This is a genomic window from Flectobacillus roseus (assembly GCF_030056595.1).
Taxonomy (GTDB): Bacteria; Bacteroidota; Bacteroidia; order Cytophagales; family Spirosomataceae; genus Flectobacillus; species Flectobacillus roseus.
Genome location: NZ_JASHIF010000008.1, coordinates 37,957 through 56,751 on the forward strand (window position 1 = coordinate 37,957; position 18,795 = coordinate 56,751).

Annotated in this window: 13 protein-coding genes; 9 read left to right on the plus strand and 4 right to left on the minus strand. The window is 39.5% G+C overall.

Annotated features, from left to right (window positions below):
• Positions 1-12 precede the first annotated feature (12 nt).
• The 9 genes from QM524_RS09210 to QM524_RS09250 all read left to right on the plus strand — a co-directional run bounded on the left by QM524_RS09210 (position 13) and on the right by QM524_RS09250 (position 14,647).
• Positions 13-2,478 (plus strand): glycoside hydrolase family 95 protein, encoded by a 2,466-nt coding sequence (locus QM524_RS09210; RefSeq protein WP_283344342.1) that lies wholly within the window; start codon positions 13-15, stop codon positions 2,476-2,478.
• Positions 2,479-2,496: 18 nt separating this feature from the next.
• Positions 2,497-5,067, plus strand: a complete 2,571-nt coding sequence (locus QM524_RS09215) for a glycoside hydrolase family 2 protein (protein ID WP_283344343.1) — start codon at positions 2,497-2,499, stop codon at positions 5,065-5,067.
• 484 nt (positions 5,068-5,551) lie between these two features.
• Positions 5,552-6,112: a Crp/Fnr family transcriptional regulator gene (locus QM524_RS09220; protein WP_283344344.1), complete on the plus strand. Its 561-nt coding sequence runs from the start codon at positions 5,552-5,554 to the stop codon at positions 6,110-6,112.
• Positions 6,113-6,208: 96 nt separating this feature from the next.
• A complete protein-coding gene (locus QM524_RS09225) occupies positions 6,209-6,589 on the plus strand; it encodes a hypothetical protein (RefSeq protein WP_283344345.1) in 381 nt (126 codons plus the stop codon).
• Between the two features lie 231 nt (positions 6,590-6,820).
• A complete protein-coding gene (locus tag QM524_RS09230) occupies positions 6,821-7,840 on the plus strand; it encodes an efflux RND transporter periplasmic adaptor subunit (protein WP_283344346.1) in 1,020 nt (339 codons plus the stop codon).
• A gap of 8 nt (positions 7,841-7,848) precedes the next feature.
• On the plus strand, positions 7,849-10,959 hold the full coding sequence (locus QM524_RS09235; RefSeq protein ID WP_283344347.1) for an efflux RND transporter permease subunit: 3,111 nt from the start codon (positions 7,849-7,851) through the stop codon (positions 10,957-10,959).
• Entirely contained in the window at positions 10,949-12,292 is a 1,344-nt protein-coding gene (locus QM524_RS09240; RefSeq protein ID WP_283344348.1) for a TolC family protein, read from the plus strand. Before QM524_RS09235 ends, QM524_RS09240 begins: the two co-directional genes overlap by 11 nt.
• Positions 12,293-12,353: 61 nt before the next feature.
• A complete protein-coding gene (locus QM524_RS09245; RefSeq protein WP_283344349.1) occupies positions 12,354-13,430 on the plus strand; it encodes an adenylate/guanylate cyclase domain-containing protein in 1,077 nt (358 codons plus the stop codon).
• A gap of 290 nt (positions 13,431-13,720) precedes the next feature.
• On the plus strand, positions 13,721-14,647 hold the full coding sequence (locus QM524_RS09250) for an alpha/beta hydrolase (RefSeq protein ID WP_283344350.1): 927 nt from the start codon (positions 13,721-13,723) through the stop codon (positions 14,645-14,647).
• 112 nt (positions 14,648-14,759) lie between these two features.
• On the opposite strand, the gene QM524_RS09255 is transcribed toward QM524_RS09250, so the two are convergent.
• The 4 genes from QM524_RS09255 to ligA form a co-directional block, all read right to left on the minus strand.
• On the minus strand, positions 14,760-15,254 hold the full coding sequence (locus tag QM524_RS09255) for a hypothetical protein (RefSeq protein ID WP_283344351.1): 495 nt from the start codon (positions 15,252-15,254) through the stop codon (positions 14,760-14,762).
• Positions 15,235-15,537, minus strand: a complete 303-nt coding sequence (locus tag QM524_RS09260; RefSeq protein WP_095164106.1) for a Dabb family protein — start codon at positions 15,535-15,537, stop codon at positions 15,235-15,237. Before QM524_RS09260 ends, QM524_RS09255 begins: the two co-directional genes overlap by 20 nt.
• A 166-nt stretch (positions 15,538-15,703) precedes the next feature.
• Entirely contained in the window at positions 15,704-16,585 is an 882-nt protein-coding gene (dapA, locus tag QM524_RS09265) for a 4-hydroxy-tetrahydrodipicolinate synthase (protein WP_166578050.1), read from the minus strand.
• Positions 16,586-16,653: 68 nt separating this feature from the next.
• Entirely contained in the window at positions 16,654-18,657 is a 2,004-nt protein-coding gene (gene ligA / locus QM524_RS09270) for an NAD-dependent DNA ligase LigA (protein WP_283344352.1), read from the minus strand.
• Positions 18,658-18,795: the final 138 nt, after the last annotated feature.

The following is an 18,795-nucleotide window of genomic DNA, read 5'->3' on the forward strand; positions in this document are numbered from 1 at the left end:
AAAACTAAAAAAATGTTTTCAAAAACCCTCTTTTCTTGGGTTGTGTTGATAGTTTTTTCCAATCAAATTTTTGCTCAGCAAAACAATCCGCCTTTATATGTATGGTACAAACAACCTGCCAATGCAAAGATAGCCGACGTAAACAAAGGATGGAACAACGACCCCGAATGGCTCAAAGCTTTTCCTATTGGTAATGGCTTTTTGGGTGGAATGGTGTTTGGTGATGTAAATCAAGAACGCATTCAACTCAACGAAAAAAGCTTGTGGTCGGGAAGTCCAAGCGATAACGACAACCCCGAAGCATCGGCTTATTTGCCCAAAATTAGGCAATTACTTTTTGAAGGCAAATATAAAGAAGCCAACGAACTTACCAATAAAACTCAAATCGCCAAAGGTGCTGGTACGGGCAAAGGTAATGGCACAAACGACCCTTATGGAAGTTATCAATTATTGGGAGATTTAAGAATTGATTTTGAAAAAAATGCTGCTTATTCCAACTATACTCGTAAGTTAGACCTACGCAAAGGGCTTGTAAACATTGCCTATACCCAAGAAGGTGTTGATTTTAAAAGAGAAGTGTTTGTGAGCTACCCAGACCGTGCTATGCTCATTCGTTTTACTGCCAATAAAAAGGGAGCTTTGAGCTTTAAGGCATCACTTTCTCGCACAGAACGTTTTGCCGTACAAACCTTAGCAGACCAATTATTGATAACAGGTAGCATGGATAATGGCAACAAAGGCGATGGCATGAAATACGCTACTCGTTTGAAAGCCCTCAGCCAAGGCGGAAGTATCGCTTATCAGAATGGCGTGCTGGAAGTGAAAAATGCCAATGAGGTTACTTTATACGTGGTTGCTTCTACCAATTACAAACAAGCATATCCAACTTTTATTGGCGATAATCCCGAAGAAACTACGCAAAAGCAATTGGCTCAGGTAACAGCCAAGCCTTATGCCTTGGTACTAAAAAACCATACGCAAGATTTTTCATCTTTGATGAACAAAGCAAGTTTAAGTTTATCAAAAATAAGCACCGATACCATTCCAACCGATGTGCGTTTGACCAACAATGCTACGGCCAACGATTTGCATATACAAGAATTGTATTTTCAGTTTGGTCGCTATTTGTTGGTATCGTCTTCGAGAAAAGGAAGTTTGCCAGCCAACTTGCAAGGAATGTGGTCGAATAAAATCCAAACTCCTTGGAATGGCGACTACCACGTGAACATCAATGCACAAATGAATTATTGGCCTGCCAACGTAACAAACCTTGCCGAATGTAATACGCCTATCCTCGAATTGATTCAGTCAATTGTAAAACCCGGCGAACGCACGGCTGCTGTTCAATACAAAGCCAAAGGCTGGATTGTACATCCTGTAACAAACGTGTGGGGCTATACAGCACCGGGCGAGCATCCAAGTTGGGGTATGCACATTGCTGCGGGTGGTTGGGTTTCTCAACATTTATGGCAACATTATACTTATACCAAAGACAAAACGTATTTACAAAAAGTATATCCAACGCTACTCAAGTCGGCTGAGTTTTACTTGGATTGGTTGGTGCAAGACCCACGCACGGGCAAGCTTGTTTCTGGCCCTACTTCCTCGCCCGAAAACAATTTTTATGCCCCCGATGGCTCGGTGGTTTCGATGAGCATGGCTCCTTCGCATGACCAAGAAGTAATTCAGGAAATTTTTAGTACGGTATTATTGGCCGCCAAAGACCTCAACGACAGCAATCCGCTTTTAGGTAAAATCAAAACAGCCCTCGACAACCTGATGCTTCCTAAAATTGGTACAGATGGAAGGTTGATGGAGTGGGCAGAAGAATTTAAAGAAAGAGATATTACCCATCGCCATGTATCGCATTTGTACGCCCTTTATCCGGGTACTTGGATAGATGCCTACAAAACACCAGACTACGCCAAAGCTGCTCAAAAATCGTTGGAAGTACGTACCGACGTGGGTACTGGCTGGAGCTTGGCTTGGAAAATTAGCTTTTGGGCAAGGTTGAAAAACGGCAATCGAGCACATCAATTATTGCAAAACTTACTGAAACCTACCTACAACAACACCATCAATATGTCGGATGCTGGTGGCACGTATTACAACCTTTTCTGTGCACATCCGCCTTTCCAAATTGATGGCAACTTTGGCGGAACGGCTGGTATTGCCGAAATGCTCTTGCAAAGCCACGGAAGTGAAATAGAGTTGTTGCCTGCACTTCCTAACGTTTGGGAAAAAGGTGAGGTGAAAGGTTTGAAAGCACGCAATGGCTTTGAAGTGGCCATTCAGTGGAAAAATGTAAGCTTGAAACAAGCTACCATCAAATCGTTGGTGGGCGAAAAATGTGTAATTCGCACGCAATCGCCAGTAGCTATCAAGGGGCTTACCATAAAATCTGTTAAAGATTCGTTCGGCTATACCACCACTTTCAATACCACCAAAGGGCGTGTCTATATTGTAGAATCACTTTAAAATTATCTTTATTAACAGATGAAATGTAATAGTAAGTTTACCCTAACCATAGGGTTTATGGCATTGTTTTGCCTTTTCAGCAGCAACTTGCAAGCACAGTCGGTTAGGAGTAAAATCAATATCAACCGAGCGTGGAAGTTTTATTTAGGCGATACAACTCAAGCCGAAAAAGCCACTTTCAGCGATAAATCATGGAAAAATATCAACCTTCCACACAATTTTAGCTTGCCCTATTTTCAGGAAGCTCGCTGGTATGTGGGCTTTGGCTGGTACCGTAAAACGATTACAGTGCCTGCTTCTTGGAAAAATAAAAACATTGCTTTAGAGTTTGAAGGAGCGTTCCGTGAGGCCGAAATATTTGTCAATGGTACATTGGTAGGTACACACGCAAGTGGCTATACTGGCTTTGCTGTAGATATTACCAAAGCCCTGAAAGTAGGTGATAATACCCTTGCTGTTCGCTTGTCGAACCACTGGAGTCCGAGAATTGCCCCACGCAACGGCGACCATAATTTTACAGGGGGGATTTATCGTGACGTTTCGTTGATTGTCACCAATCCAACGCACGTTACATGGTACGGAACTTTTGTAAAAACGCCTAAAGTTTCGGCAAAAGAAGGCCTTGTAGCTGTAAGTACCGAAGTAGAAAACAAAAGTAATAGCAGTAAAAAAATAGAGCTTCGCACGTTGGTGCTTGACCCCACGGGCAAAGTGGTTGACACATTTTCTTCTACCCAAACGATTCCTGCCAATACTTTGGCAACATTCGAGCAAACAGGTAATAGCATCGCTCAACCCAAACTTTGGCATCCAAAACATCCATTTATGTATAAATTGGTAAGCAAATTATATGAAAATGGTAAAATTTTGCTTGACCAATACGAAACACCTTTTGGTTTCAGATGGGTAGAATGGACAGCCGACAAAGGCTTTTTCTTGAATGGCGAACATTATTATTTCAAGGGTGCAAACGTACACCAAGACCATGCTGGTTGGTCGAGTGCCGTAACGAATACAGGTTTTTACCGAGATGTACAATTAATCAAAGACGCAGGATTCGACTTTATCCGTGGGTCGCATTACCCACACGACCCAGCTTTTGCTGATGCTTGCGATAAATTGGGGATGTTGTTTTGGTCGGAAAATAACTTTTGGGGCGTAGGCGGTGCTACGGGCGAAGGTGGTTGGTTTCAAGGACCAGGTACTTATCCTTACTACGATGAAGATAGCAAGCCTTTTGGCGAAAGTTTGAAGACCAGTTTAAGAGAAATGATTCGGGTCAATCGCAATCACCCTTCTATCATTACTTGGAGTATGTGTAACGAACCGTTCTTTACACATCAAAGTACCATGCCCAAAGTACGTGAACTTTTGAAAGAATTGGTAGCTTATAGCCACGAACTCGACCCAACACGGGCGGCGGCTATCGGTGGTTCGCAACGAGGTGAAATTGATAAATTGGGCGATATTGCTGGCTATAATGGCGACGGTGCAAGGTTGTTTATCAAACCAGGTGTGGCCAGTGTGGTAAGTGAATATGGTTCGGTGATTGATTTTCGTCCGGGTAAATACGACGCTGGTTGGGGCGATATGGAATCACAGCCACAATTTGAATGGAGAAGCGGACAAGCCATTTGGTCGGGTTTTGATTATGGTACGCACGCTGGGCAATTAGGACAAATGGGAATCATTGATTATCAGCGTATTCCAAAAAACAAATGGTACTGGTATCGTAAAACATACTTAGGCATAGAACCACCAGCACCAACCGTAGCAGGAACACCAGCTCAACTCAAATTGAGTGCCGATAAAACTGTGATTCAACAAGCCGACGGCACCGACGACGTACATTTGTTGGTAACAGTACTGGATGCCCAAGGCAGAGCATTGAGCAATTCGCCCGATGTAACGCTTACCTTGGTTTCTGGCCCAGGCGAGTTTCCGGGTGGTTCATCCATCTCTTTCTCTAATCAATCTAATATTGCCATAAGAGATGGAAAAGCGGCGATTGAGTTCCGCTCACATTATGCTGGTACGTCGGTTATCAAAGCCTCTTCGGCTGGTTTGCCCGATGCTTTTATCACGATTATTTCTAAAAATGCCCCTGTATATTTGGCGAGCAAAACCCCAAAAATTGCAGAGCGTCCTTATGTGAAATTTGACGACATCGTGCCTGCCGAACGCAAAGGAAAAGTGAATTTAGTATTCAACCGCCCAACCAGGGTATCAAGCGAAGAAGCCAGCCATACAGGGCGTTATGTAAACGACGGTTCGCTTCAAACCTATTGGCAAGCACAAGGAAGTAGCAAATCATCATGGTTACAAATCGACTTAGAAAATACCTACCATCTCACAGAAATCAAACTTGCCTTTCCGCAAGATGGAACTATTGATTACAGCATTCAAATTAGTAACGATGGTATCAATTGGACAACCCTATCAACGCAACACACGCAAGTAAGCAAAGAAACCTTACTTACGCATACTTTTAAAGAAAAAGTAAAAGCGGGATTGGTACGCATTGCTTTTAACACACCAAACAGTAACTCAATCGTCGGTTTAAGCGAGTTTGAAGTTTACGGTAATTAAAAAATGGAATTGAAAATTGGGAGACAGATAGGCTACGGATTTTACCTGTAGCCTATTTTGTTATATCCAGTAATTCAAGGAATAAAATTGCCTCCTACCACCTGAACAACTATCATTCAACACCTTGAAAGGTAAATAGTTAGGCATCATGTACTTATGCAAAAGAAAATTCAAGTTGTGTGTTGAGGCAATAGGCAAAGATTGGTAATTTTTTTGTAACGATAGATATGTTTTTGCCGAATGCCCATAGCTGAAAGTCAAAAGCTGAGAGCTGAAAGCTCAAAAATTAATTTCTATTTTGCCCACTAACTTAATACCAAAGCCTTTTCTTTATTTGGGCTGAGTAACAAATTATACCTGTTTCTACTATATCTTTGTTCTGTTCATAAAAAGTTACTTTGGCGTGATTGACAGGACAAGGTACTCTTTTATTATTTTAAATATTATTCACAAAAGACAAGACGACATCAAATCCCAATTATCAATGGACTTACTTCAGTTTTTCAATAATAAACTAAAATTTACCGACGAAGAAAACGAAGTATTGTCAAATGCTTTCAAGGTAGAAATATATGCCAAAGGAACTACAGTTGTACAACCCAATAGTTTTGTAAAAAAGGTTTACTTTGTTGAAAGAGGATTATTGCGCTGTTATTACTACAAGGAAGGAAAAGATATTACACATTTCTTTTTTGATGAAGATACTTTCACTGCTCCACTCAACAGTGTTTTTTATAACAAAGAGGAAGCTTATGGCTGGGAAACTTTGGAGGAAACAACACTTCGAGTCATTCAATATGATGATTTGCAAGATTTATTTATCAAATATCCCAGCATTCAACGCTTCTTTTTCGGTGTTTCCTTAGACATCCTCAATGCCTATGCTCTCAAACTTGAATATCTCCAATTTTACACAGCCGAAGAGCGATACGCCAATCTACTTGAAACCAACCCCGGAATCTTACACCGAACTTCACTAGGACATATTGCTTCCTATTTGGGTATTACACAACAAACCTTAAGTGTTATTAGAGGAAAAAAATAATGAACCTTTTTTCATTTTTTAAGATTTCTGAAAAGTTTTCATCCTAATTCTTGCGTGCTTTGCATTGTAATTAATCAATCACAAAGGCATAGAAACATGGAAACTCATTATATCTTTTTAGCTCATCAGGTAGGAATCGCTTCTGTTTTTCCGTTGATCAAGGAAAGACTTGCTAATCATGCTCAGGTTTCGCTTCTTTACTATTCATCCAATCATCTTTACGATTTTCAAAAAGAATTAGGGATACTCCAATATCATTTTAATTCTCAGCTGTACATCAGTTATGAATCCGATTACACCGAACATAAAGGGTTGTTGAAAAATGACAACATCGAGGCAATCATCAATGCCAACACTATTCCCAATATGTGTTTCACGATTTCGGGCAATCCTCTTTTTTCAGAAAGAATCAAAAATGTACTCCTTTTCTTGGGGGCAAATAACATCATTATTCAAGAGCAATATTTTGTGGCCTAAATTAATGGGTAAAATATAATTCAACTATTGGACTTTCAGCATTCAGTGATGGGTTCTCGGAAAAATATCTCTCCTGCATTTCTAGGAGCTATTTTGCTCAATTCTTACGGCGTATGCCCAAAAGCGTGCTATTACTTTTTTAGAAAAAAACTTTATTCACAACTCATAATTCAGCACTAATACATAGTACCCCATACAATCAATTCATCAAATCTATCAAATCACAAGCACATGAAATTTTATATCATGCCTGTAGCCCTATTGCTTTTAGCGTGCAACAGCGAAACTAAAGAAGTACAAAAAGAGTCAGCTATTCTTGTAAAAACCGAACAAGTAGCCAACACAAGTATCAAAACAGACATTGCTATCAGTGGTAGCGTTGAAGGCTCAAGTACCGTTCGCTTGGGTTTTATGGTTGGCGGTAAAATCAAGAGTATCAATACCAAAGAAGGGCAAAATGTTTCAAAAGGACAACTAATTGCCAGTTTAGACCCCAGTAATTATGTGATTGCCAAGCAATTGTCGGACGTACAAGTAAATGCCACTACCGATGAATACAATCGTTTGAAACAGTTACGTACAAGAGGAAGCGTTAGCGAAAGTGACTTCTCTAAAGTTTCTTTTTCGCTGGAAGAAGCCCAATTACAGCAAAAACTCCAAGCCAAAAATGTAGAAGATACCAAGTTGTATTCGCCCATCAGTGGCGTTTTGCTAAGTAAGCAAACAGAAGTGGGTGAAATTGTGGGCGTAGGAACACCGCTATTTGTACTTTCATCAATCCAAAAAGTACTTGTATCGGCATTTATTCCAGAATCAGAACTCCAACATATTAAAATTGGGCAAAAAGCCATGATTTACATTGGTGCATTGGATAAAACTTTTGAAGGAAAAGTAAGCGAAGTGGGAGCCGTTGCCGACCCAGCTACCAGAGCATTTACCGTAAAAATTACCGTAGAAAACAAAGGATTACACATTCGTCCGGGGATGATTGCTGAGGTAAAATTGAATAACAACCAGAGCAAAGAAAGCATTTTATTGCCCTCTTCTTGCATTGGTAATGATGCCAATAGCCAAAGCTATGTTTATGTAGTGGACAAAACATCGGGCAAGGCTTTCAAACGTAATGTGAGCCTCGGTAAAATCGTCAACAACAAAATTGAAATAGTTGCTGGTCTATCCTTGGGCGAAACCGTAGTAACATCAGGACAAACCAAGCTTTCAGACGGCTCACTTATCACCCTTTCAAAATAATTAGTCACATGAACTTTATAGAAGCAGCACTTAAATATAAGCATCTTACGCTCTCGGTCTTGTTGATGCTCTTTGCCATTGGCGTAAATTCATTACTCGAAATGCCTCGCCGAGAAGACCCCAAAGTGACGATTCGTCAGGGACTTGTGATTGCACTTTTTCCAGGGGCAAAACCCGTACAAGTAGAAAACCAAGTAACCAAAAAACTGGAGCAATACCTTTTTCAGTACGAAGAAGTAGATAAAACCAAAACCTATTCTACTACCAAAGATGGCATAGTGATTATCAATGTAGAACTTACCGAAAAAGTAAAACAACCCGATATTTTTTGGAATAAACTCAGACATCAGTTGCTGATTTCAAAAGAAGTGGACTTACCCAAAGGCGTGCAAGGCCCCCTTGTGGACTCCGACTTTGGCGATACCGAAGTGATGGTAGTTGCTTTAGAAAGTAACAGTGCCACGTATGAACAACTAAAGGCTTATACCCAAAAAATGGAAGCCGCCATTCGTACTTTGCCTGCGGCTTCAAAAGTAAAACGCATTGGCGAACAGCAAGAAGAAATTGTGGTATCGTCGAGTTCTGAAAAATTATCTCGTTATCGCATCAACCTTGGACAAGTAGCCGATTTGTTGCAATCACAAAATAGCATCAATGCCACGGGAAAAGTAAAAAGCGAAAATGCGGAAACTTCACTTTATACCAGTGGCTACTACCGCACCGAAAACGATTTGGCGAATCAAATCATCGGTAATTCTGCGGCTGGGGCAGTGGTGAAATTGGGCGATGTGGCTTCTTTACAAAGAGATTATGCCGAGCCAGAAAGTATCATTACCGTAAATGGCAACAAAGCCATGTTGCTTTCTATCCAAATGCACGAAGGCAACAACATCGTAGATTTTGGCAAAGAAGTTGAAGCCAAAATTAAAGAAGCCCAAAAGTTGATTCCTTCCAATATCAAAGTAACCACCTTGGTTTCGCAACCTACTTTGGTTGATAAAAATATTTCACATTTCATCAAAGAGTTTTTCTTGGCAATAGTTTCGGTAATTGTAGTTGTAATTCTGTTATTACCTTTAAGAATTGCCTCGGTAGCGGCGATGGCAATACCCGTAACAGTAGCCTTGACTTTTGCCTTGATGAATACCATCGGCATAGAATTACACCAAGTTTCGTTGGCAGCTTTGATTTTGGTACTGGGAATGGTGGTGGACGATGCCATCGTAATTGCTGATAATTACGTAGAACTATTAGACGAAGGCGTAAAACGCTGGGAAGCCGCTTGGCGAAGTGCCTACGACCTCATCATTCCGGTTTTGGCGGCTACCATTACTATTATTGCCTCGTTTATGCCCATGGTTTTACTCAGAGGTTCTACGGGTGAATTTATCTTTACATTGCCCATTACGGTTGCCATTGCCCTCATTGCCTCATACTTTGTGGCGTTGGTACTTACGCCTTTGTTGTGCTATACTTTTATCAAAAAAGGTTTGCATAACCATGGCGAAGAAAGTAGCCACAAGAAAGAAAAAAAATCGGTCTTGACCTATATGCAAGATGGCTACAATGTAGCATTAGACTGGTGTGTTAAATTCCCTAAACTGACCATTTTGGGAAGTATGATTTCGGTAGTGGCGGCGTACTTTTTGATGACTCATGGGGTAAGAGAACTCTTTTTCCCACCAGCAGAACGCAATCAGTTTATCGTAGAAGTATGGATGCCCACAGGCACAAAAGTAGCCAAAACGCAAGAAGTCATTTTAGAAGCTGAAAAACTTATCAAAAAAGATAAAAGAGTCAATGATTTCGCTACGTTTGTGGGTACATCGGCACCAAGATTTTATTACAATTTCGCCCCAGAAGTACCAACAACCAATTACGGGATTATTTTAGTAAACACAACCAACGAAAAAACGGCCGAAGAACTCAGCGAAGAACTTAGAGAAAAAGTAAAAACCCTTACTACAGAAGGTACTTTTTTTGTAAAACTCATGCAACAAGGTTCGCAATTGATTGCTCCCGTTGAAGTACGAATTGTAGGCGAAGACATCGCTCAACTTAAAAATATTGGTAGTCAGGTCGAAAGTATTTTGAAGAAAAGCAAGGGAAGTTTTTTAGTAAGAAATGATTTTGCCGAAGATAGCTATGGCATTGATATTAAAGTAAAAGAAGAAGCCCAAAAGCTTGGTTTTACTACTTCAAGTATTGCTCAGATGGTTTATACAGGTTTTAGCGGTTATCCGATTTCTACGATTTATGAAGGGAATAATCCTGTAAATATTGTATTACGCTTAGATAAAGACCGCCGAAAAGATGCACAAGATGTAGAAAATACCTACCTGACATCGCCCGTAACCAATGAAGATGTACCCCTTCGACAAATTGCCGACTTAACGCCGCAATGGCAAACAGGTAAAATCATGCACCGCAACGGCGTAAGAACCCTAACGGTACAAAGCGAAACCATGCCCAATGTGTTGCCTGCCGAATTGCTGGGTGAAATAAAAGACGACATCGAAAAATTACAATTGCCAAGTGGTTATCGAATTGAATACGGTGGCGAAGAAGCCAACAAAGACGAAGTATTTGTAGATATGGTCAGTGCCATGCTGATTAGTTTAGTACTGATTTTCTTTATCTTACTTTTCCAATTCAAAAACCTCAAAGAAGCATTTATCATTATGTTAACCATTCCTTTGAGTTTGTTTGGAGCAATCTTCGGCTTGTACATCACAGGAAACAACTTTAGTTTCACGGCTTTTATTGGCTTGATTGCCCTGTCGGGAATTGTAGTTCGGAATGCCATTATTTTGGTGGACTATACCAATATTTTGATAACACAAGGCATGGACATAAAAACGGCGGCCATCCTTGCTGCCCAACGTCGCTTGCGTCCTATTTTCCTTACGGCTATGGCGGCGGCCATTGGCGTAATGCCCATGATTATTTCCAAATCTGCCATGTGGGCACCATTGGCCAGCGTACTCGCTTTTGGGGTAGTCTGGAGTATGATTATGGCATTGCTAACCGTACCAGTACTGTACATTGGTTGGATAAAGCCCAAAGACAAAAATCAATTTTCACAAGATTCAAAAACACTTGTTTCCCATGAAGCTTAATATCAAAAGCAAAATTTTATTGCTACTCGTTTTATTAATGAATGCTTTTGGCTTGAAGGCACAGTCGAAGCAAGCATATTCCCTACAACAATTGATAGAATCGGCCATGAAAACTAATCAATTACTGACGATTAAAGATTGGCAAATTCTGGAAAAAAAGAGCAAACTCCGTGAAGATAATATCCGAAAATATCCTGCGGCTTCTTTAGACGGAAACTATCAATACAATTTCAAATTAGCAGAATTGTCTATCCCAGCCGGCGTACTTGGCTCGGTAACAACCAATACTGGTACAGAGCAATTGTTGCCACAAGAAAGCAGCAAATTTACCCTTGGCGAACGCCATACGTATGGCATGGGCTTGTCTGTATATCAGCCGATTAGCCAGCAAGGGAAAATCAAAACAGGTTTAGACCTCAACCGTCTTGATATTCGATTAACCGAAAAAGAAAAGCTCAAAGCCAGTCAGCAATTGCGTTTGTCGATTAAAAAACTGTATTATGGCGTATTAATCGTTCAGAAAAAAACAGAGGAATCAAAAGCAAAATTGGCACTGGCCAAAGCCAAACTTTATGATGCCGAAGGAGCATTGAATGCAGGAAAAATCATCAGCACCAGTATTGCAGGTTTGCAGGCAAGTATTGCCGAAGAAGAACAAAACAGCATGAAACTGACGATGCAAGTACAAGATTATCTCAGCGATTTGAGCTACCTAAGCAATATCAAGACAGATTCGTTAATAATAAATGATACTGTTTTGCGTAGTGAATCACTGAAAGTATTAGACGAATACAAAGCCGATGCCGCCGCCAATCCTGATTTACAAATCGCAGAAATTACAAAGGAAAAAGCATTACTTGGCGTAAAAGCGGTACAACAAAGCAATATTCCAGACGTAGGTGCGGTGGCTGGATACTCGTATCAATACGGTAATCCGATTTTACCAACGGTAAACTTTTTTGTTGGGCTGAACCTGAAATGGAATTTGCAAGACCTCTTCACCAACAAAGAAGTAATGAACCAAAGAACGTTTCAAGTAAAGCAAGCCGAAGAAAATATTTCCTACCTCAAAAATCAGTTGAATAGCGAAGTAGAAAAAGCTTGGCGAAAAGTAAATCAATCAAAAATCCTGATTGGCGTGGCTCAAAAAGTAGTAAAATACCGCAACAATGCGTTGAAAGAACAACAAGACAAAAGTGCATCAGGCATGAATATTAACACAGAAATGCTTGAAGCACAAGCCCAGTTAGCACAAGCCGAAGCCGACCTTTATGCCGCCGACTTATCTTATTTGGTAGCCGTGGCCGAACTGAATAATTTAATTGGCAAATAAAATTTTCACTTTTCATTAGCAACTGATACACGATTGGGTGTATTAGTTGCTAACTTGTTGTATGACAAATGTTGAAATCCTTTACCACAAAATCATCACGATACTGATACTTTCGGCTTTATACACCGCCGGAATTGGATTATTCTTTTACGTAAAATTATTGGGTACAGAAGAAATCCTTCTGATTAAACAAAGCTCTCGTTTTGTGATTGTTCCACTAAGTATGGCCATTGGCTTTGTTATATCGCTTGTCATCGGAATAGCCGAATTGGTTTTATTTGAAAAATGGACAAAATATTCATTCCTAAAATTTGTACTTTATAAATATAGTTTAATTGTCGCTACCATCATTTTGGGCGAAATTTGCTTATTTATTCTTTTAGAAAATAGAAACGTTCCGATAGAAAAGGTATTCAACGACCTTCCTAATTTTATCAAAAGCGATACTTTTATTGCTATTTTCATTTATTTACTGGTATTCAGTATTGCCCTCAATATGTGGGAAGCCGCTACCGAGTACCTCGAACCTGCTGCCATTTTAGACTCGCTCGTGGGTCGATACAAACAACCCCAAGAAGAAGACTTAACCTTTATTTTTATAGATTTAAAATCCTCTACTCGTTTAGCCGAAAAACTCGGACATAAAGCATACAGCCAATTGGTTGACGAATGTTTTGCCCTATTGACCAACTGCCTGTATCAGCACAAGGCAAATTTGTATCAATTTGTGGGCGACGAAGCCGTTTTGTTTTGGCAACGTGATTTTGCCAGTAAAACCGCCGCACCCATCCATTTATATTTTGATTTTTGTCGAGCCATCGAAAGTAAAAAAGAAGAGTTCATGGAGAAGTACGGAGAAGTACCCCATTTTAGGGCTGCTATCCATGAAGGAACTGTTACCGCAACCGTCATCAAATCAATGAAAAAATGTATTGTTTATCACGGCGACGTGCTGAATACTTGTGCCAGAATCATGGGCCTTTGTAGCCAATATAACGTTGACATTTTGGTTTCGGCAAATATCAAAAATTGGACAAGTACGCATAAAAAGTACGAAATTACCCTTGCCGACAAGGTGATTTTAAGAGGTAGAGAACAAGAAACAGAGGTATATACGGTAAGGCAGTTAGCCAAATAATGCAATAGATAGAGAAGGTATTACCCAATTACCTCAATACTGTTATGCTCCATTTGCGTAAGCATTTGTTTATTTATTAAATTCGAAGTTTTCATTCTTCAAACACCCAAAAACTACTCAAAGCCTTCACAGTTAATTAATTAAGTGTCTAACAAACAATCTTGATCTGAAATTATTTTAGTTAATGTTTGGTATATGTTGGGGTAAATCAGGGAAAGGCTTTCTAAAAAAGCTGGTATATTTGACCTTAAAGCAAAGTCTTGCAGAATAACCTAAAATCAGTACATCATATGAAAATCCAAAAACATTTAATCTTAGCATTTCTATTTCTTTGTGGCGTCCAGAGCTTTGCTCAAAAACAGCAAACTTTGACATATTATAAAAACGATACCCTGCGTTTGGACTTAGACCTATTTCTTCCTGAAAAAGCATCATCTTCTGAAAAACTTCCATTAGTCATTTTTGTACATGGCGGAGGTTTCTCTGGGGGCTCGCGTGATGGCGGATTTGCTTTCTGTAAATTCATGGCTCAGAACGGCTACGCTGCAGCAACCATCAGCTATACCTTATACATGAAAAACAAAAAGTTTAGCTGTGACGGTATTTTACCAGAAAAAATAAAAGCGTTTAATTTTGGGGTGAATGACTTATGGCTTTCTACTCTATTTTTTATTGATAAGGCTGATTCATATCATATCGACCCTGCTAAAATCTTTATTGCAGGCTCGAGTGCGGGGGGGGAAACTATTTTACATGCCACTTTTTGGAATCAGAATTTGATGAAGATGTACGGAAAAACGCTTCCTGAAGGATTCAAATATGCAGGATTAATCTCTGGTGCTGGAGCTATCATGGATTTGAATTTAATCACCAAAGAAAATAAACTGCCCATGTTGTTCTTTCATGGCAATGGAGATGTAACAGTGCCTTACGGAACTGCTGCTCATCATTATTGCCCTGTAAATTCATCGGGTTGGTTGATGCTGTTTGGGTCTTATTCCATTTTCAATCACCTGAAAAGCATGAAAGGAATGACACACTTGTACACGTATTGTGGAGGTGGGCATGAATATAGCGCCGAACTTTTCAATAAAAATCAAGCGTATATCCTAACCTTTATGAATGATGTTTTAAAAGGAAAAGTTTATCAGAAACATACGATTTTTGAAACTGGTAAAAAGAACCATTTATCAGCAGCATATAATTTTTGTAAATAAGATAGGGTAATTATGTTATCTCTAATTTAGAGAATGAGTGATTATTTTAAAACTCATATTAAAATAATCACTCATTCTCTAAATCACCATTCATTCAAAAAAATAAAGACTTCTAGTAATTTTTAGCAGGCTTTGGTTGCGGTTTTATGACATATCGGAAAGCTTTTCCTGTCAAAATATAGCCTGATGTTGTAGCAGTAGAGAACACTTTATAATTCACATTCATTAAGCCACTTGCGCCTAAATCCTGTGCCTTTTCAACCATTTGCTTCAACAAGTCTCTTTTTTGTTGCTCATCATTTCCTCTTTTCAACATACGACCTTTATATTCTTGGTCAGTTGTAAGCGGATATTCACCCTCAATTTTCAGGTTTTCTATCTCCTCAAAAGCATTTGCAGGTTTGTCTGTTCCTTGCAAAATCTCGATAGGATATTTTTCATCTATACCAAAATTTAAGCCAACACCAGAATCATAACCTCCTCTTTCATAATTCGGACGATAGTAAGAACTCGTTGAGGGTGGTTTGTTACAAGACAACACTAAGCCGATAAATAATATCGAAGCCAGCCCTTTTAGAATTGAATTATTAAATACTTTCTGCATCATAAATTAGTACTCTATCCCAGAGATGTTTACATTCGTCCACAAATTTAAGGTGGATTGGATCAACTTGGTATTTATCGTGTCCTTCTATGTTGTTAAAAACTGTTAAAAGGTTATAATCGTAGCTTCTATCAATCACAGGACGGTCGGTGTCAGCAGGTGTACCTACATTAAAAGTTACCAAACCTTCAATAGTTCCAAGTGAACTTACCCCTTCTACAAATTTCTGACGGTCTTCAACCGACAAATCTGGTTTCAACCAGAAGTTTACAATATGAACGAACATAGTTAATTTTTATTTATAGGTAACAAAATGTTATTACATGATAGAGCTGTAAGCTGTAAGCCGTAGGCCTTAAGTAAAAAAGCATTTGGTAAACTCACACACAGCTCACTACTCAACATTTACAAAATAAAATCGCCCCAAGCAAAAGCATGAGGCGACAAAAATATTACAAGTTATCGTTGGCCAAAACCACTTTCATTCTTTCGCCTAGTTCTTCCGAAGCTTTCACAAGTGGCAATCGAACGTGAGATTCTGCAAGACCTTTAATTTCAAGAATCTTCTTCACTCCTACTGGATTACCCTCTTCGTACAACAATGGGTCAATCGCCAAGAAATCACCCAAAACATCGCGAGCACCTTTGAAATCACCATCCAATGCAGCGTGAATCATGTTAGTAAATTTGGTAGGAATAGCATTAGCGATAACCGACATAACACCCACACCACCACAAGCAATAATTGGAACCGCCTGCACGTCATCGCCTGAAATCAACAAGAAGTCCTCAGGCTTTCCTTTGTAGATTTCCATACATTGTTCGATAATACAAGATGCTTCTTTGATACCGATAATGTTTGGATGCTGAGCCAACGTCAAGGTTGTTGATGCAGACATATTAATACCTGTACGACCTGGAATATTATACATAATCACAGGAACTGGCGAAGCATCTGCAATGGCAGTATAGTGTGCAATCACACCACGAGCGCCAGGTTTGTTATAATATGGACATACTGACAAGATAGCGTCTACACCTGTCAAATCTACTTCCTTCAAATATTTGACCACTTCAGGCGTGTTGTTTCCACCTACACCGTACACGATTGGAAGGTTCTTGTAGTTGTGTTCCTTGACAAATTCCAATATACGTTTCTTCTCGTCTTTAGAAGTTGTTGCTGACTCACCTGTTGTTCCCTGAACAACCAAATAATCTACACCTCCGTCGCTTACGTGTTGGATTAAAGATTTTAACCCATCGTAGTTAATACTCCCATCCTCATGCATTGGCGTTACTAATGCGGGAGCTACACCATGAAATTTTGGTCTCATTATAATTGATTTGAGTTTGGTAGAGTATTGTTTTCAATACCCCAGAAATTTTAATAAAATTCTCGTTTTTAGGCTTCAAGCATTCCTAAGAAATCCTCCTCAGAAATAATAGCTACACCCATTTTTTGTGCTTTTTCAATTTTTGAAGGACCCGCTTCAGCGCCTGCTAGCAAGAAATCAAGCTTTTTAGATACCCCACTGAGTACTTTACCTCCGTTGGCTTCTATCTTTACTTTCAGCTCATCTCTTCCAAAATTTTGAAAAACACCCGAAATTACAAAAGATTTTCCTTCCAAAGTGTTTCCTTCGACAACAATTTCAGTAGGAATGTGCTCAAATTGTAATCCTGCTTGTTGCAAACGGGCAATAAACTGGCGATTGTCAGCATCGGCAAAGTAAGCAATAATACTCTGGGCAATTCTGTCGCCAATCTCTGGCACTTCAATCAACTGCTCATAAGTAGCTTCAGCAAGCGCCTCAATAGTCAAGAAATGTGCGGTAAGTTTTTCTGCCACCGTTGCCCCTACAAAACGAATGCCTATGGCAAACAATACTTGTTTGAATGGAATCTCTTTAGATTTTTCAATGCCAGAAAGAATATTTTTGATAGATTTATCTTTAAACCCTTCCATTCCTTGAATATCCTCGTATTTCAAATCATACAAATCGGCAGGACTTTTAAGTAACCCTTTTGTATAAAAAGTATCAATCGTTTCGGATCCAATATTTTCTATATTCATCGCTTTACGCTGAATATAATGCTCGATTTTGCCTTTGATTTGCGGAGGACAGCCTTTTTCATTCGGACAATAGTGATTGGCTTCTCCTTCTTTGCGAATCAGTTCGGTATTACATTCTGGGCAGAGGTGCGGAAAATGAACGGCTTCGAGTGCCTCGGTTCTCTTGCTCATATCTACACCAGTAATTTTCGGAATAATCTCTCCTCCTTTTTCAACAAAAACCGTATCGCCAATATGCAAATCCAAACGCTCTATTTCATTAGCATTGTGAACACTAGCACGCTTTACAACTGTTCCTGCCAACAAAACGGGTTTTAAGTTGGCTACAGGCGTAATATTTCCTGTACGACCCACTTGATAGCTTACCGACTCTAGCGTTGTAGTGGCAGATTCTGCCTTGTACTTATAGGCAATTGCCCATCTTGGTGACTTTGCCGTAAAACCCAATTCTTCGCGCTGGGCAAAAGAGTTGATTTTAATAACAATCCCATCCGTATTTAAGGGCAATTCATGACGTTTTTCTTCCCATTTTTCAATAAATCCTAAAACGCCTTGAATGGTATCGTGCTTTTCCCAAGTATCAGAAACATTAAACCCAACTGAATGTAACCAATGTAAACTTTCTTCATGTGTATCAAAAACCGTTTCTTCAGACAAAAATTGATATACATAAAAATCTAGTTTTCTTTTGGCAACCACGGAAGAATCTTGCATTTTGAAAGTACCCGAGGCCGCATTTCTTGGATTTGCCAATAAAGCTTCGCCAATGTCTTCCCTTTCTTTATTGATTGCTTCAAATGACGCCAAAGGTAAAAACCCTTCTCCACGAACCTCAAATTGCGCTGGGAGTTCGTTTGCCATTACTTTCAAAGGTAATGTTCTTATCGTTTTTACGTTGGCCGTAATATCATCGCCACGAACGCCATCACCACGGGTCACACCACGAGTAATGATTCCGTTTTCGTACCAAACTGATAGAGCCACGCCATCAAACTTCAACTCACAGATATACTCGTAAGATTGTCCTTCCAATCCTTTTTGTACTCGTTCATCAAAATCCAAAAGCTCCTGTTCATTGTAGGTATTCCCTAAAGAAAGCATCGGAAAACGATGCGTTACAGATTCGAATTCTTTTGAAATAGTCCCTCCCACTCTGTGTGTGGGCGAATCCTCACGCACTAAATCGGGGTATTGCTCTTCCAAAGCTCTTAACTGAACAAGCAATTGATCAAAGTCAAAGTCAGAAATTTCTGTTTCTGACTTCATGTAATACAAATGATTGTGATAATTTATCTGATCTGTAAGGAAATTAATCTGTTCTTGCGGACTCATTTTCGTATATTTCTAGTAAAATCTATTTTTTGAGATAGATTCATGTTTTCGGTCTAATTTTTGACCAAGATAATTCAAAAATCAGATTTTTGCTTCAAATACTTTAAGCAAAAAGGCTTAATCATGAGAGAAGTGCTG

What these genes read in the sequence shown, in the direction of transcription:
- QM524_RS09250 (WP_283344350.1), top strand. Translation starts at nt 13,721, where the DNA reads ATGAAAATCCAAAAACATTTAATCTTAGCATTTCTATTTCTTTGTGGC.
- QM524_RS09240 (WP_283344348.1), top strand. Translation starts at nt 10,949, where the DNA reads ATGAAGCTTAATATCAAAAGCAAAATTTTATTGCTACTCGTTTTATTA.
- QM524_RS09220 (WP_283344344.1), top strand. Translation starts at nt 5,552, where the DNA reads ATGGACTTACTTCAGTTTTTCAATAATAAACTAAAATTTACCGACGAA.
- ligA (WP_283344352.1), bottom strand. Translation starts at nt 18,657, where the DNA reads ATGAGTCCGCAAGAACAGATTAATTTCCTTACAGATCAGATAAATTAT.
- QM524_RS09235 (WP_283344347.1), top strand. Translation starts at nt 7,849, where the DNA reads ATGAACTTTATAGAAGCAGCACTTAAATATAAGCATCTTACGCTCTCG.
- QM524_RS09230 (WP_283344346.1), top strand. Translation starts at nt 6,821, where the DNA reads ATGAAATTTTATATCATGCCTGTAGCCCTATTGCTTTTAGCGTGCAAC.
- QM524_RS09260 (WP_095164106.1), bottom strand. Translation starts at nt 15,537, where the DNA reads ATGTTCGTTCATATTGTAAACTTCTGGTTGAAACCAGATTTGTCGGTT.
- QM524_RS09255 (WP_283344351.1), bottom strand. Translation starts at nt 15,254, where the DNA reads ATGATGCAGAAAGTATTTAATAATTCAATTCTAAAAGGGCTGGCTTCG.
- QM524_RS09245 (WP_283344349.1), top strand. Translation starts at nt 12,354, where the DNA reads ATGACAAATGTTGAAATCCTTTACCACAAAATCATCACGATACTGATA.
- QM524_RS09210 (WP_283344342.1), top strand. Translation starts at nt 13, where the DNA reads ATGTTTTCAAAAACCCTCTTTTCTTGGGTTGTGTTGATAGTTTTTTCC.
- dapA (WP_166578050.1), bottom strand. Translation starts at nt 16,585, where the DNA reads ATGAGACCAAAATTTCATGGTGTAGCTCCCGCATTAGTAACGCCAATG.
- QM524_RS09215 (WP_283344343.1), top strand. Translation starts at nt 2,497, where the DNA reads ATGAAATGTAATAGTAAGTTTACCCTAACCATAGGGTTTATGGCATTG.
- QM524_RS09225 (WP_283344345.1), top strand. Translation starts at nt 6,209, where the DNA reads ATGGAAACTCATTATATCTTTTTAGCTCATCAGGTAGGAATCGCTTCT.